This window comes from Desulfosediminicola flagellatus (assembly GCF_005116655.2).
Classification (GTDB): Bacteria; Desulfobacterota; Desulfobulbia; order Desulfobulbales; family Desulfocapsaceae; genus Desulfopila; species Desulfopila flagellata.
This window is the reverse complement of sequence record NZ_CP050698.1, coordinates 2,750,155-2,766,928: the sequence shown is the minus strand read 5'-3', so window position 1 is coordinate 2,766,928 and position 16,774 is coordinate 2,750,155. Positions and strand designations below refer to the sequence as shown.

General features: G+C 44.2%; 6 protein-coding genes and 1 riboswitch. Of the genes, 5 read left to right on the top strand and 1 reads right to left on the bottom strand.

The window, feature by feature from the left end:
• The first annotated feature begins 190 nt into the window (after positions 1-190).
• Positions 191-266, top strand: a riboswitch (cyclic di-GMP riboswitch).
• Between the two features lie 245 nt (positions 267-511).
• From FCL46_RS11535 to FCL46_RS28225, 3 genes are all read left to right on the top strand, one after another.
• Positions 512-6,952, top strand: a complete 6,441-nt coding sequence (locus FCL46_RS11535; protein WP_136808275.1) for an RHS repeat-associated core domain-containing protein — start codon at positions 512-514, stop codon at positions 6,950-6,952.
• 1,177 nt (positions 6,953-8,129) lie between these two features.
• Positions 8,130-8,801 carry a PEP-CTERM sorting domain-containing protein gene (locus FCL46_RS11530; protein ID WP_136808274.1) on the top strand — a complete coding sequence of 224 codons (672 nt, stop codon included), beginning with the start codon at positions 8,130-8,132 and terminating at the stop codon, positions 8,799-8,801.
• A 285-nt stretch (positions 8,802-9,086) separates the two neighbouring features.
• Positions 9,087-9,818: a PEP-CTERM sorting domain-containing protein gene (locus tag FCL46_RS28225; protein WP_228723381.1), complete on the top strand. Its 732-nt coding sequence runs from the start codon at positions 9,087-9,089 to the stop codon at positions 9,816-9,818.
• 1,039 nt (positions 9,819-10,857) lie between these two features.
• On the opposite strand, the gene FCL46_RS11520 is transcribed toward FCL46_RS28225, so the two are convergent.
• Positions 10,858-12,183: a TolC family protein gene (locus FCL46_RS11520; protein ID WP_136808273.1), complete on the bottom strand. Its 1,326-nt coding sequence runs from the start codon at positions 12,181-12,183 to the stop codon at positions 10,858-10,860.
• A 219-nt stretch (positions 12,184-12,402) separates the two neighbouring features.
• Between FCL46_RS11520 and FCL46_RS11515 the strand changes: the two genes are divergently transcribed.
• Positions 12,403-13,587: an efflux RND transporter periplasmic adaptor subunit gene (locus FCL46_RS11515; protein WP_136808272.1), complete on the top strand. Its 1,185-nt coding sequence runs from the start codon at positions 12,403-12,405 to the stop codon at positions 13,585-13,587.
• 2 nt (positions 13,588-13,589) lie between these two features.
• Complete coding sequence (locus tag FCL46_RS11510; protein ID WP_136808271.1) at positions 13,590-16,739, top strand: efflux RND transporter permease subunit; 3,150 nt, start codon at positions 13,590-13,592, stop codon at positions 16,737-16,739.
• Positions 16,740-16,774 lie beyond the last annotated feature (35 nt).

Here is a 16,774-nt window from a genome sequence, read left to right as displayed (position 1 = left end):
TCTACCTTTTGAGAAAATAAAATGTATTTATTTTAATGGACACGTCTTTGCCATATCCACCAATCTCACCTGGAGTTAGGAGATACGTTTATACCACGTATTAAACCTAACACACGCATGTGTCACAATGTGGCATTGACTGGCTCTGGATGTATCATAATATTTGATTATATCATCCATTGTATTTGATGCGAGAAAAAGCCAAACCTGCCGCAAGGCAGGGACGGAAAGCCGCGGGTCTCTAAAATGATAGCCGAGCTGCCTTAAAAATGAGGTGGTTCGGTTTTTTTTATGTCCAGAAAACGACAATGCCACTCTTTCTCAATCATTTCAGGAGGTATTATGAATATCAGAACATACTATCTCGCTAGTCTCCCCTTGATCTTGCTACTGGTGTTTTTGGGCGTTTTTTAGGCTTAATAGCTTAAAAGATCCATTATTATTTGTCATAGAGATAAATAATGGCAATAAAAATTGAAACTCTTAATTGATCCCTTTAAAGGAGGAAAGAGTGAACACCAAATACATACCCTACACAAAAAAAATATCTCTTTTTATTCCTTTATTTCTCTTTTGGATTCTTGTCTCAGGCGCAGGCAGTATCTTAGTTGCTTCCGAAGAGCTATCCCCTGTTCCAACAGCAGTTGGCAAGCCGCGCAGTGTGCGCGTAGCTCCATCCATGGGTATGCTGACCGACTCGATTCCGATCGTAGTCAGCCCAGGGCGCCGGAATATGGAACCTAAATTCGTTATGTCATACAATTCATCAGGTGGTATAGGCATTCTAGGCCTTGGATGGCAGCTTGGTCTTGGTCATGTGGAAAAATGGCGCGGGGAAGGGACTCCAGAAGCAACTCCAGCGAACTCGTTTGGATATTCACTCGTCGGAGCTGGTGGCGAGTTGGTCGACACGGGCAATGGTGTGTACCGGGCAAAACTGGAAAGTGCCTATCGTGAGTTCGTCCGCAAAGGTGAGGGCTGGGAAATGCATAATGGTGAAGGTATGGTTCACCGCTTCGGCAGCACTGCAGAAAGCCGTATCGGAGGTCAGCGTTGGTTGCTCGACCAGGTCGAAGATGCCCACGGTAATACTATTAACTACACTTACGAGAATATTAATGGGGCAATCTATCCCATCGAAGTTCGATATACTGGTTATGCTCCAGACTACGATCTTGGTGCCAACTTTGTGGTCTTTGATTATGAAATGCGCCCTGATGTGCGTAGTATCTATAGCGGGTTAGTTCAAACAGGCCAACCTCTTCGCGAAGAGATGGTTCAACGCTTACGGAGTCTTTCCGTTTATGCGAGTGGCAACCTTGTCCGTCGTTATGAGTTTGATTATACCCAAAATGAAATGAATGGTCTATCGATGCTTTCGAAGGTGACCCTGGTTGGTGCGGATGATAAATCAAGGATTCTTTTGCGTACAATAAATTATGCAATTCGTACTCTCGGCTGGGATGATGGTTCCGTGCCAAACGATATTCCGGTGGATCTTGTGGATGCAGCCGGTCGTGATTCTGGAAGCAGAGTTATTGACGTCAATGGAGATAATTATGCTGATATTGTAGATGGATATAAAGGCAGTGTCTATTTAGGTAATGGACAAGGCGGCTTTACATTTGATCAGGACTGGAGTTATTCACTGGCAGTGGCCGATATTCTTTTTATCGATACTCAGGGTGCAGACGGTGGAGTTCGATTGCTTGATGTCAACTCAGACGCTCTCCCTGATCTTTTTATCGCCAGACACGACCGCAGAGAGGTCTGGTTAAATACCGGTTCAGGATGGAGTTTCGACGAAGGGTGGACGGCGAGCCTTTTATCATTGAATGGCCCAGTGCGCTTCGATCCTGAATTTCCCGGCACCATAGAAAACTGTACACCTCCTCACTGTGATGGAATCTGGGGTGAGTTTTTAGGTTGCACACCACCTCATTGCACCGGAACGGATGACGACCCCAATTGTGTTCCTCCTGAGTGTGAGGGGGACACATCAGAAGAAGGCTGCCTACCAGCGGAATGTGACTATCTCCCCGAATATAGTGATATAGGAATAGAACCTTTGGCTCTTGTTGGTGATAAAGGCGATTCTCAGGGGGTTAAGCTAGCTGATGTGAATGGTGATGGGCGGGTGGATATCCTTTGGTCGATGAGCAGCACTGAGGGATTGTACTACCTAGCCCAGCGTAGACCTATTTCGGTCCGGGCAGCATACCTTAATACAGGTAGTGGTTGGGTGCGTCATGACGGTCTTTCGGTTGCCCTGCAAAGCTTTGAGTTCGTTACCGACAGCCACATCAACGGATTTGAAATTATAGACATTAACGGTGACGGTCTTTCGGATATAGTGCGGACTAAGGATAATCAAAATGTGGAGGAGCGGTCTGTCTTTCTCGGAACAGGCCATGGCTGGAGCAAAGATCTGGACTACACTTCGTCGCTAATCGACAATGGCATCTACTCTATCAAGTATATAGACACAGGTGATGGGGTGGAACCCAGAGGCCAAGGGTTGATGCCTACCGATCTAAATGATGATGGTCTGATCGACTATGTTCTGGCAAATGATCTGGAGACAAAGGTCTTTCGCAATATTGGTAACGGATGGGAAGAAGACCCAATATTGGCGGAGCTGTTTATCGAAAACAATGTGACTTTTATCGAAGATGAAGGAACTGAATCTACAGGAATTGTTTTTGCTAATATAGACGGCGACGGTCTTTTTGATATTGTGAAAGCGAAAGATGGATTCTTCCGAACCATCCATTTTTCATCAGGTATGCGCAGTGGTTTAATGGTTGATAATACCAACGCACTCGGTGAAATCACCAAAGTGGAGTGGGGCATGTCGGCTTCGTTAGATAACCTGAACGCCGATGGCATCGAAGGCCTTCCCATCAATATGCCAGTTGTCAAGTCGCTAAGTCGTGACCATGGCAGAGGTTTTATCTATTCAACCGAATTCGATTACCTGGGAGGTTTGTTCGAAACTCGCCAATTCAGAGGATTCATGCAGTCCGGAGAACGGCGTCCCTCTGGTTTAGAAGTTCACTCTCTATACCACCAAACTGAGGAGTTGGCGGGGCAACTAAGATCACAGATAGCAGTTGATTCGACAAACCAGATACGCGAAAAACAATCCGCAGAATATGAAATAATTTCTGCGAATGCCTCAGTAAAACAAATACACCTTGTGCGTACAGAGAAAGAGCTGATAGAGGTTGGTGAATCACGTAAGACCGTCGTAAAATATTCATATGATGGTCGAATGAACCCGGTTTCGATTTACAAAGACCCAGAGGTTGGCATTGCTGGCGACGAGATAATCACAGAGTTTACGTGGATTACCAACGAGCAGTCAGGTATCTGGAGCTTGCCTGCCAAGACAACGATCTTCGGAGCGGAAAACGAAGTGCTGACGGAGTCTATTGTTTTCTACGATAACCAGCCAGAAGGACACGTGATACGTGGACTTCCAACTCAATCAAAGGATCTCGTCGACGGAGCAACTTATGTTTTTCGAGGCCTGAGTTATGATCGTTATGGGAATGTTACAACACTTTACGATCGAGGAGGGGGCATTTCAAAATTTTCATATGATATAACCTCGACATTCCGAACGGGCGCTATAGACCCAGAAGGAAGAGAGGTCTTCACTGAGTATGATCCGCGGTTCGGTTCAAAGTTGAAAAGTATAAATGCAAGTGGCAACCAGACAAATTGGTACTATGATGCTTTCGGACGCCTGGAGAAAATTGTAGAACCGGGTGACGAAGAGTCTTTCACTGGTACACGGAGTTATACATACTCACCATTTGGAAATCCTGCATCTCAGCACTATGTCCTTTCGGAAACGCAGTCTCCTGACAATCCGAAAACGCTCGATACCACAATGTTCTTTGACTCGATTGGGATGACATACAGGGTCGAGCGGATGGGAGCCGACGGCAGCACTATTGTAACAATGAATGAGTTCGATGATGAGGGAAATCCGATAAAAACTAGCCTTCCTTTTTACAAGGGGGATGTACCAGTATTCAGCGTCATCACGCGTGATGAGTTACGACGTCCAACCCGCATTGTAGATCCTGATGGTTACGAGACGAACATGACTTATTTAGGGCAACGCGTCGATTTGATAGGAAGAGATGGAAATAAGATTTCGACATGGCGCAATATCAATGGCAAGGTAATCAGGATGAGCAGGTGGGTCGATGGGGAGGAGCAAACTACTCGATACACCTATGATGCCAATGGAAGAATGACTAGTATTATTAATGCCTTAGGGGAAGTCACCACTATTGCCTTTGATTTGCTCGGCCGACGCACCCGGCAAGAAGACCCTAACGCTGGCATTTACACGTACCGTTACGATGGTATGGGACGGCTGGTAGCCCAAACGGGTCCTGGAGGTGACGAAACGTCATTTACCTATAATCGTGCAGGAAATCTGCTGGAGAAATTGTTTGAGGATGGGTCAAAAGTGAAGTTCACTTACGGCAAACCGGGAGACGCTAATGCCGTTGGTCTATTGACAAGGGTTGAGGATGCAGCAGGTAACGCTGAAATCCGTTATGATGTGCGTGGTAACGTAATACAACGTAAGAGAGAAGTGCTGAACAATACCTTTCTGACAGGCTATGCCTATGATTCCCTCGGTCGCTTGCGACGAGTGACCTATCCAGACGGTTTTCTCGTCAATTACGATTATGATGCAGCTAGCAACGTCAAGCAGTTGACTGACGGCGAAGGGCAATTGATTGCTTCAGGTTTCAGGTACAGTGCAACCGGACAACTGCTCAACATAGAGTACAGAAACGGAGTTAAATCAAACTTCTCGTACAGCGATTTAACACAGATGAACTCCATTCAAACCACTACTCAGGCAGGCGACACTCTGCAATATTCACTCTACAGCTATGACCCTCAAGGAAATATTCTGGCAATTGATGACTTAGCAGCCGGCTTTTCACAAGTATTTGAATATGACGATGCAGGCAGGCTCACCTTTGCTAATGGGGGGTATGGGGAACGAATTTATGAATATGACGCCATTGACAATCTTGTACGTAAAAACAACATGATCTTTGAGATGGATCCTTCGCATCTGCAGCGTGTAGCCAGCGTGCAACAACTGGAACCGAAGGGAGCAGACAGTAAACATGCTTACACCATCGATTATGATCAACGCGGTAACATGACGGCAAAAAACGGTATCCGCTACCAATATAGCGCAGAAAACAGCCTTATTCGAGTGTTCGATGAAAAAGGCAAGTTTCTCGAAGAGAATGTATATGATGCCCAAGGACAGCGCGTGATACAATGGACCCGGAAAGGAAAAACATTTTTTATAGATGGCATCTACGAACGAGGAAAAACCCACGACTCAAGACATGTATATGCTGGTTCTCTTCTAGTCTCCACCATCGTGACCCCCAGAGCTACCGTCCGCTTGGTCAATGATATTGAACCGGTTTTTATAAGCTGTGCACAACCAGGTCTAGGACATGGATTGTCAGCTTTTTTGCGGCGGCACAGTCTTGTATTGGGTTCGGTTGGAGCCATGGGTACTTTTGTTCTTCCTTGGTTTTTAATTCCCTGCACGATCCGACGTCGAGCGACAAAAGAAGTGATCGAAGTTGGGAAACAAGCGAGAATCCGGCCCTTAGATACCCTTATGATTTTGGTGTTAATCCCTGTTTTCCTTTCGGTTACTAGTGTGCCAGCCGGCGCGAAATCAAAGGACCAGAGATACTTTGATTGGTCTTCCAACTCGGTAAAACGCTATTACTACCATTCAAACCACCTGGGTAGCATCAATGTTGTTACCGACCATAAAGGTAAAATTGTAGAAAGACGTGAATATACCCCATACGGCGAGTCGGTAAATTGGACCGGCCCTAATGGTGGTCCCCGTGAGTTGCTCCTAACATTTAACGGCCACCGTTACGATGACAACACTGGGCTATATTATTTCGGGGCGCGACACTACGATGCGGAACTTGGCCGTTTCACGACGGCCGATAACCTAATCCCTGACCCAATGAACCCGAAGACGCATAATCGCTATGGTTTCGCGGGTGGTAATCCCGTTCGCTACAGTGACCCTACGGGACATGCATGGTATGATATTGTTATTGGAGTTCTTGTGGTTGTTGCTGCAGTTGTCTTAGTCGGTGTACTGGTTGCGGGGGCAGTGTTGACGTTAGGTGCTACAAGCTGGACCGTGGCAATTGGTCTTGGAGTCGCCGCCGGATTAATTACCCTTGCAATTGGGGTAATCGTGGGAGCTAGTTTCGGCATAGCGACAGCAGTTAGTGGTGGAACTTTAGAAGAAGCAGGGCTGTCTTTTTTGAACGGGCTTGTGTTAGGAACTGTCGTTACAGCAGGTGTCTTGGCAGTAATTGTGTCTATGGCTACGATTGCCGCTGGTGGTTTTGCTATAGCTTTAGTTTCCGGAATTCTTATTGGCGCAGCATTTGGAGCGATTAACTCCACAATTGACCATTTCAAAAACGGAGGTGGGCCAGACAACCTATTCTGGGCCATGTTTTCAGGGATTGCCTGGGGAGTTGCCTTCGGGGCAGTTGGGGGGGCTATTGGCTCGGCTGTCAGTTTTGGATTCGAAGCAGGAGAGATCGTTGCAATGGTTGCCGTAGCAATAGGTTGGACAGCCATAGGTTTGGCACCAGATGTTTTTGACACTATTTCGAACACTATTTCAGGCCACTCTTTAGGGGGATTTATACAAGCATCTCTTTATGTGGGGGCTCTGTGGGTTTTACGTGGCGCCTCAGAGGGTGTGTCTTTTCTCGATAATCAATTGGGTGGAAAAAACAATACGGGAGGAGATGTTTATGATACATTAAATAATAAATCTGTTCTAGATACTGTATTCGGAGTTGACTATCAAGATTATTATATTCTGCAACCGTTAGCGCCTTAATGAGTATTCCCAAGCCTTACGATTATTACTTACCTAACACTGCTGATTCGGACAAGGACATTGGTGTATTCTGCTGTAAATCTGCACCAATAAATGGACCCCAGATTAATAAATCGACAGATATGGCGATTCCCTGCAATGCTTGACACTCCTTGAGAGACGGTCTGTGCCGATGTGAGGGGCATTAGAGCGAGATAGTATCTCATTAATCCGATATTGCCAGACAAAACCTTTGGAAAAATGACAACTAATTCCGGTAGTGATTTCTCCTATGTGTAAAGTCAATCCACATAGGGATTTCTGGTGTTTTAAAAGCCATTTACCAATACACGCCCATTTTCTGGATGCACCTCAGCAGTAGAGGTCAAACGTGATCTTCCTAAAAAAGGGTCACTGGCCCGAATCGACCAACTGTTACAACTGTTTTTTATAAAAATAACGGATGAAGCTATTATGATTTAAACCCAAACCAGTATCCGTGGTTTTCGATAAACGAAACCGCAAGCAATTAATCCGAGGTGTTCAAACCGAAGGCAGCACACTACTGTACGTGGTTAGAAGTAAACAATAGAGAGTTCAGCCATGGAACCTGTCCTGATTGTTCGAAAAAGTTGTATCCAAGCGTTTTTATATTAAAGTCAGAGGGGAAAACGCAGCAATAGAAATGCTTTAAATTTTGCAATCACAACTAAGCTGGAACTAAGTCACGCGTTAAGGATTGCCAGAAGAAACCTAGCTCTACGTAATCTCTTACCCATTTTAATCTTCCTACAGTGAAGGGAATCAATAAGTAGTCTCAAAAACCTAGCAACACAAACAGGTCTTATTGAACTTTTAAAAGATAATATTATCCTAACAGGAAAAAACAATATAGCACCCAAGATGCTTCCTGAACATCAATCTTTCGCAATGTTCAGGAAACATCTCTTAAGTAATCATGGTAAGAAAAAGTGGTTGAGTAATGCCGAAATTCGTGCACGATAGTGTCGTGGTATCGGTCATGCTGCCTAACGAGTTCCTCGTATTTCATGTCTGTGGACCTAACTTTAAAACATGCCACTATGAAAACAATATATAAATATAATTAACTATTGTTGCATGGTTTTCGATAGTTTACAGTGACTCCATTTGTTTGATATCAAACATGCCGTCTCAAAACCTCTATCGGATAGCCCCTATGAAGAAAGTTCTCTCTGTACTCGCTGCCTCAGTTCTGACAGCTTCAACTATAAGCACTGCAGAAGCTACACCATTCATCACCATTGATTTTGAGGGACAAATAACACAGGCAATTGATAATGCAGGAACCTACAATTTTTCAGAAGGTAGTTATACTGGTCAAATAGTTTTTCACGGTGAAGGACTTCTGAATCGGAATAACAATGGTTTCAATATCTACTATCAGTTTGATCGAAATTGGGTTGATTTTATCATCAATGACGTGGAGATAGACCCGCTGTACGATAATTACAATTTCGTTCATGTAAATTATGTAATCGATGAAGATGTATGGGCACTTGTTAGAGGCATCACTGTTGATGATGAAAATTTCAGAGAAGGAACGTTTAACCAGGATTATGTTAATTTCAGCTTCTTTTTCCCTGACAGAGCAAATTTTACGCTATTAGATCACACACAATTGGCAGAAGAAGAGTCTATTGTATCAACTGACATTCGTTACCACTACTTAGGGGACATAGCCACTCTTGATGTTCAGCAGTTCGACTTGGTAAGCTCAACACCAGGGACTGCTCCCATCCCTGAACCAGCAACTATTATCCTTTTAGGAACAGGTCTTGCCGGGCTAGCCGGTGTAAGTAGAAGAAGGAAAAAGTTGGCTCTCAACTAATAGAACTTATAAGGGTGTGGCCAGGCAAGGCTTAAAAAATCCTAGTTCAGAATTTCTCCATTTTCGAATTGGTGAATGGTTGATACTACTTTCATATCTTTCAATTACGATGAGGTGAAAAGCGAGTGCTTTCCAGTAAGAGATACTTCCAGCCAATGTGTTGAATTGTGATAATAGCCATGTCCTGTTGTAGATTCTGTATGAAAACACGAAACAGATCTGGAAAAAAGACATCGCTGTATCAAGCCTTTTCTTAAAGGCTAGTAAAAAAACTAGGAGGTCCTAATGAAAAATTTTGGTATTTTAACTATCATTTTCATCAATTTGTTTTTGCTAAGCTTTTCGACTTATGGAGCCACTGTTTATCAAAATCCATTTATTCCTGTAATTTACTGGAATGATGAAGGAGAAAGTGATGTTGCAGGAGCATGGAGCAGTAATGCTGATGATCCAGATTTCATTAGACAGCAAGTTGCCGATGATTTTCATTTTAGCGATTCAACTCTGGTTTCTGAAATCGGATGGCTAGGCACATTTACGGATGTATATGTTCAGGATTCTTACACCAATGGGTTCAATATAAGATTTTACAATGATAACTCAGGCTTACCCGACAGTACACCTCTTTACGACATAGAAGTTAATAGCTTAACAGGAGCTGCTGTCGGAGACCCTCATATTATTAACAACCATGAACGTTTTTCATATTCACTTCTACTAAATACCCCAATCTTGTTTGACCCAGGAGTATATTGGATTTCCATCATCAGTAATACAAATCTCACTTTCGCTTGGACCTGGAGCGGATGGGATACTGATGAATATTTAGTTGTAAGGAACCATCTTGATGGAGGCGCTTGGAGAGCTGTAACAAATACTAACAACCAAGATCTTGTTTTTGCATTAGGAAACCCTTTAGATGAGGGGTGGGATCGTGCGGTCCCCGAACCAACAACAATGCTGCTTTTCGGTACTGGTATAGCTGGTCTTGCTGCAGTAGGCAGAAGAAGAAAGTAATCACTTCCGCATAACTGGAATTAAGAGGCGAGGCTTCAATGCTCTGCCTTTTTTATTGCCTTTGCTAAGCTCTTAGATTTTCTGCGGGACTAGAAGTAAGGATTCATTGAATAGGTTTATCAATTGTTGCGACCAGAATAGACCTCAACAGTAAATCAAAGTACAGAGTCTTGAATTACAACCTGTGCTCAAATTAACCTGTAGCAATTATTGATAAACCTGAAGAACTGAAGTGCGGGATCGATTTGAAAAGACAAGGAACGAACTCTCCATGAGTCGTTTTGAAAAAACTTTAACAACGCCGGAAAGTGGGGGCGGGACAAAAAAAGACGCAACTATCCTAAATACGGGTATTGTATGCTCCAGGACAATACCTGCGTCCGCCGTACGCGGCCTTCGCTTTGACCGTGAATTTCAACGCCCTCCTTCCTTCCAGCCGTATATCGGGAGTGGGGCTGGCGAACTTCCTCGGACTTTAGCAGTATCTCAAGGACGTAACTTAATTTTATCCTCGAAAATGCCCTGTAGCAAGAATTATAGTGAGATGATTCGTGTCATACGTGACTACAACGGATTGATTATTTGAAAATCCAGAGTGACCAGTCTAGCACCATTCCGCGTAGCGGTTCAGTTCTTCCTGTAAATCTTCAAATCAGAGATGTTTCTTGAGCATCAAATTTACGCAATGTTAAGGAACTAGCATTTGAAAGGTCAAAGGCTGATTTGACTTCTTTAACTCTATTGCATAACTGAGTGTTCACCATTTAAGGGAAGGATCAGGTGTTGATTTGAATAGATACTCTTATCTTGTGAAAGAGCAGTTACAAATTGCTGTTGGAGGTAGTATCGGGAAAAGTAAATTACTGGTTAGGACAAAATTTACAGATGACGAAAAGGGGCGGCTTTTGCTAACTACACGTTTCTGATACGGATCGTTTTGACAGCTGAAAAGGTTTGCTGACAAACGACCCGGCAAACTAACTTGAATTATGAATTACTATTCCCATTTTGCTCTAGATTCCAACAAAATAGTCAGCTTTCATTTGAGATCATATTCTTTCAAGTCAGGGATGTTGCCCGTTGCTCTTTCGATGCGTGCAAGGGAAATAAGATACGCATAGTATGTCGTGACGAGGTCAGATTGATTCCGGGTATAAAGAAGCTGTGCATCATTAAATTCAAGTAAATCGCCCAGCCCGGATTGATATCGTTTATCGGCAAGTTCTAGATTCTCGCGGGCCAGACCGAGTGACTGATCCGCAATATCGACACCCGCCCGGTTTACATCTGCACGGAGATAGCTATCGTTAACATCCTGCACTACTGCGAGTTCAAACTCTCTGAGTGATGCATTGACCTCACGCAGCCGTGCTTTAGCTTCTGCTACTTTGCCATCAGTGGCAAACCCTGAAAATAATTGCCATTGTAGCCCTACACCGAGTTGCCATTGATCATTGAATGTCGATAGGTCGGACTCATAATATGTATAGACACCGCTGGCGGCGATTGTTGGCCAGTAGTCACCTTTAGCTTGTGTTACACTTGCTTCTGCTGCTTTAACAAGTTGTGAAAAGCGGTTGAGGCCCGGACGAAGTTGTTGTGCAGTAACAAGAAGCGTATCAATGTCCTCGGGCATTTCAGGTTTTCCCTCCGCCAGATCGTCGATGGAAAATTCTTCTGAAATTATTTCATATTCTCCATTGTTGGGTACTATGCCCATTACCTGCTGAAGCTTAACCCTGGCAGTCTGCAGATCTGATTTAGCACGTAGCAGGCCAAGCTTTTGATTGGAGAGATTTACTTCTGCATTTGTAACGTCTATTCGTGTTCGAACACCGGCATCAAAATAGCGTTTTGCACGATAGAGTTGCTGTTCGTAATTATCAACTGCCTGCCTGGCTACAATGATCAGGCGTTGTTTTTCAAGAACCGAATAAAAGCTGCTTTTAACTTCTAAAACTATGTCGTGGTATATCTGTGTCAAATTAGCGGAAGCGGCTTCGAGATTGAAGGAGCTGGCATCGATCAGGCCGGTGGTTTTGCCAAAATCATAAATACGTTGCGAAACTTCCAACTGTATACTGGCAACATTGTCCTCGTCAGTAGGTTGTAAGTTGTCTATTCGGATACGACTATAATCTGCACCAGTCCCGACTTGTGGATAATAAAGTGAGCGGGATTGGGTGAGTACAGCATCATTTTGTGAATACTGATGCCTGGCAATTTCTATCTGCGGGTTGTTCTTGAGGGTTAGTTCAATGACATCATTGAGTGTTAATGATGTCGTGGTTGCCATGCTGTTGTTTACTGTAAAAAGAACGAAAAACACAATGATGTGAGATATCCTGATTGTGGGATATGGCATTTGAAGTTCCTCTTGATGGGGTGTTTCTAAAAATATGCTTTAAGCGAAAACGGTCGGCAGAAGCTGAGATCACAATATATATTAAACAACCTAACATTAAAAACCACCCTATAATATTTTGTTTTTATGGTAAAACGGGTTAAGAATCAGGTATAACAATGTGTCAGGTTTTTTTGTGTTTTGATTATACTAAGTGAAATCCAAAGGAGAAAGGACGATATGATAGTCCGGTTTTGTCGTTTGCTTTTTATACCTCTTGTCGCTTTCGTGATATCTGGCTGCAGTGAAGAGAAAGACACGCCAATTGCTCCGCAGGAACCGCCTCCATTGCCGGTCGAAGTAATTATCCTTAAGGCAGAAAAGGTACCTGTCTGGATTGAATACACTGGTAAGACCGAAGCTACCAAGAGAGTTGAGGTTACGGCCAGGGTTGCAGGTCGACTTGAGAAAGCGCTTTTTAAGGAAGGAGAATATGTCAATGAGGGCGATATACTCTTTGTAGTTGAAAAAGCTAAGTACCAGGCAGCACTGGCGCAAGCGGAGGCACAGTTGGAGCGCAACAGGGCAACGCTGACCCTGGCCATGAAAGATGTAGAGCGTTATAAGCCACTGGTTGCCGATGGCCTGGCACCGAGAGCTACACTTGAGCAATATCAGGCTAAGGTAGCAGAACTGAATGCATCCATCAAATCAGACGAGGCAAATGTCAGGGATGCAGAATTGAACCTGAGTTACACTGAAATTGTGGCCCCGATCTCAGGTCGAATAAGCAGGACGTTGGTAGATGTTGGTAATGTTGTCGGATATAATCAGCAGACAGTATTGACGACGATTGTGGGAGATGATCCTATGTATGCCTATTTCAACCCGACTGAAAGTCAGGTTCAGATCATGCGTCAATATAAGTCTCAGGACGAGATGGATGCTGTGGTTAGAGTTCCCGGAAATGTAAAGGGACTTTTAGACCGCAGTGACCTCAAAGGGAAAGTTAATTTCAGTGATAACCGGGTTGACCGGATGACAGGTACCATAAGCATGCGTGCAGAGGTAGCAAATCCTGATCACTCTCTTCTTGAAGGCACCTTCGTCTATGTCGAAATCATGGTAACAGACCAGAAAGAACTACTCTTGATTCCACCGGCTGCAGTTTCTGAGGATCAGCGCTCAAGCTTTGTATATGTCGTTGATGAAAATAGCCTGGCCAAAAGGGTTGATATAAAGCGTGGCTATGAAAACCGTCATTACCTTATGGTAACTGAAGGTCTGCAGGGAGGAGAAAGCGTTGTTATTTCCGGCCTGACCAAGATTATGCCCGGTAGAAAACTTGCTGCAACCGACGTGACTGAGACTAAAGGTGTGCTGGCCAGACTGGCCGAACAGGGAATGCTTGGCCCAAGGGAGTAGCAATGTTTTCTGTCTTTTTTATAAAGCGACCGATCTTTGCCATGGTTATATCGCTGCTGATTGTTCTTGGCGGCATAGTCTCCATATTTCTTCTGTCCGTTCAGGAATATCCTGAAGTAGCTCCTCCTACTGTTGTGGTATCTGCCAGTTATGTCGGGGCAAATGCCTTCACCGTGGAGGAATCAGTTACCCGTCCGCTTGAAGACCGCATTAACGGTGTGCAGGGAATGATTTACATGCAGTCCACATCGACCAGTGCCGGAACATCGTCTATCAACGTCTATTTTGAGCCCGGCTATGATCTCGATATCGCTGCTGTAGATGTTCAGAATAAAGTCTCTATGGCTACGCCGCAACTCCCTTCAGAGGTTCGACAGCAGGGTGTAATCGTCGATAAACAATCACCATCAATAGTATGTCTGCTCTCCTTGACGGGTGATGAACGATACGATGAAGGTTTTTTGAGTAACTATGTAACTATCAATATTCTCGATGAATTACGAAGAATTAAAGGTGTTGGTAAAGCCGAGAATATGGGAGAAAAGAAGTATTCTATGCGGGTTTGGCTCGACCCGGATCGTATTAAATCAATTGGCATGAGTCCTAAAGAAATTGTGGCTGCTATTCAAGCACAGAATCGTCAGGCTGCTTTGGGGCGTATCGGTGCTCCACCAACGTTTGATGATCAGCAGATACAGTTCATTCTCACAACTAATGGCCAGTTGGAGGATGTCCGGCAGTTTGAGAATATTGTCATCAAGTATCGGGATGATGGCACATTGGTTTACCTGGGTGATGTTGCAAGGATTGAGCTAGGCGCAGAGAAGTATGACTGGAATGCCCGTGTTAACCAGAAACCTTCAGCTTCTATAGCGCTTTATCAGCTTCCTGGTGCTAATGCACTTGAAATAAAAAAGAAAGCTATTGAAAAGATGGAGGAACTCAAACAGCGATTTCCTGAAGGAATCAACTACTCAGTACCTTACGATACTACCCTTTTTGTTGAGGTAGCTATCAAGAATGTCATAACGAATCTGATTATAGCAGTTGCTCTGGTTATCCTGATCGTTTTTGTTTTTCTAGGGTCGTGGAGACCGACGATTATTGCTTCGGTTGCTATACCGGTGTCGTTGATAGGTACTTTTGGTGCCATGCTGGTAGCGGGTTTTTCCATTAATTTCCTCACACTCTTTGGTCTCATTCTCGCTATCGGTATTGTTGTGGATGATGTAATCCTCGTGGTGGAAAATGTTGAGAGGATTATGAATGAAGATCAGGATCTGACCATCCCCCAGGTGGTGAAAAAGGCCATGCTGCAACTTATAGGACCTATCATCGCGACGACTCTGGTGCTGATCGCGGTTTTTGTTCCTGTCTCGTTGATGCCGGGTCTGACAGGCAGTATTTATAGACAATTCGCGCTGACCATCTCTTTTGCTGTCCTCATCTCTTCATTGAACGCTATGACACTTTCTCCGGCTCTGGCGGCGATTGTCATTAAACGGTTTGAAGAAGGACAGGGGAAATTTATTCTGTTTCAAAAGTTCGATCAATTCTTTGAATGGTTGACGGGACAATATACCCGACTCATAGAACTCCTCATTAAACTGCGTTGGTTTGTTGTTATCGCCTTCGCAGGCTTACTTTTTGCTACCTGGTGGGTCTTTAGAATAACACCAACCGGATTTGTCCCAGAGGAAGATAAGGGCGCATTTCTGGTAATGTTTAATCTTAAGCCCGGAACGGCATTGAGCCGTACCAGTGAAGTACGGTCTGAAGTTGAAGAGATTCTGCGTAGTATCGATGGCGTAAAGGATATGGCGATCATTGATGGTTTCAATCTGCTCAGTAGTACACTTGATTCCAGCGCAGGTGCAGGGTTTATTTCTCTTACACCATGGGAGGAGCGTAAAACACCCGAACTGCAGATCGGATCAGTTCTGAATCAGATAAACATGAGAGGTGCTGCTATAGCTGATGCCAGGGTGGTTGCATTCAATCTGCCGGGCATACCGGGGATAGGTGCAGTTGGTGGCTTTGATCTGCGTTTGCAGGATTATCTTGCAGGAGATCTAAATACATTTGTTAATTATGCCTATCAACTTATTGCAGAGGCTAACAAAGATCCGCGCATTAATAACGCGTACACTGTTTATGCACCTAACTACCCTTTTCTGGACCTCAAGATAGACAGGAAAAAAGCAGCTGCACTCGGGGTAGATTTGTCAGAGCTGTTTACAACGCTGCAAGCCTATCTTGGTTCAATGTATATAAATGATTTTACCAAGTTTGGTAAGGTTTTCAGGGTGTATGTTCAGGCGGATAAATCGTTTCGCAGTGAATCCGGAAATATTTCAAAACTTTTTGTGCAGAATCGTTCCGGAGATATGGTGCCGGTATCGGCTCTGGTCGCTGTAAATCAAATAACAGGGCCTGCAGACCTCGGCCATTATAACATGTATCGGTCTATCAATATTAATGGTTCTGCAGCACCCGGCTACAGTTCAGGTCAGGCGATGGAAGCGATGGAGGAGATTGCGAAAAGAGTACTTCCTGCCAACAATACCTATGGATTTGAATGGTCAGGCATGTCATATCAGGAAAAATTGGCAGGTAATGCACAGGTATTTGTATTTACCTTTGCCCTGATCGTCGTTTACCTGGTTCTTGCTGCTCAGTACGAAAGCTGGATTTTACCTGTTATGATTATGATATCTGTACCGTTGGTAATGCTTGGTGCACTGCTTGCCCAAAATGTTGCAGGTCTTGATAATAACCTTTTTGCTCAAATCGGCCTGGTGCTGCTCATTGGTCTTTCGTCTAAAAATGCTATTCTGATCATTGAAGTTGCCAAGGAACAGCGTGAACACGGTGTGCCTATTGTCCAGGCGGCAGTTAACTCGGCTAAGCTCCGTTTTCGAGCGATTATGATGACAATCCTTTCTTTTGTGTTTGGCGTTTTTCCTTTAGCGATCGCTAGTGGCGCAGGTGCAATGACCATGAAATCTATCGGTGTTGTTGTACTCGGTGGAATGGTTGCAGCCACGTTTATAAGCACTATGCTTGTTCCGGTAATTTATGTGTTGCTTGAAACTATGCGTGAGTTGGTCGTCGATGTTGAAGCAGAGGTGAAAAACAGGGAGTCATTGTAATTGATTGCCCATAGGATTTTTATGTTGAATTGGCC

Coding starts and splice junctions, on each gene's coding strand:
- FCL46_RS11530 (WP_136808274.1), top strand. CDS start 8,130: ATGAAGAAAGTTCTCTCTGTACTCGCTGCCTCAGTTCTGACAGCTTCA.
- FCL46_RS28225 (WP_228723381.1), top strand. CDS start 9,087: ATGAAAAATTTTGGTATTTTAACTATCATTTTCATCAATTTGTTTTTG.
- FCL46_RS11520 (WP_136808273.1), bottom strand. CDS start 12,183: ATGCCATATCCCACAATCAGGATATCTCACATCATTGTGTTTTTCGTT.
- FCL46_RS11515 (WP_136808272.1), top strand. CDS start 12,403: ATGATAGTCCGGTTTTGTCGTTTGCTTTTTATACCTCTTGTCGCTTTC.
- FCL46_RS11510 (WP_136808271.1), top strand. CDS start 13,590: ATGTTTTCTGTCTTTTTTATAAAGCGACCGATCTTTGCCATGGTTATA.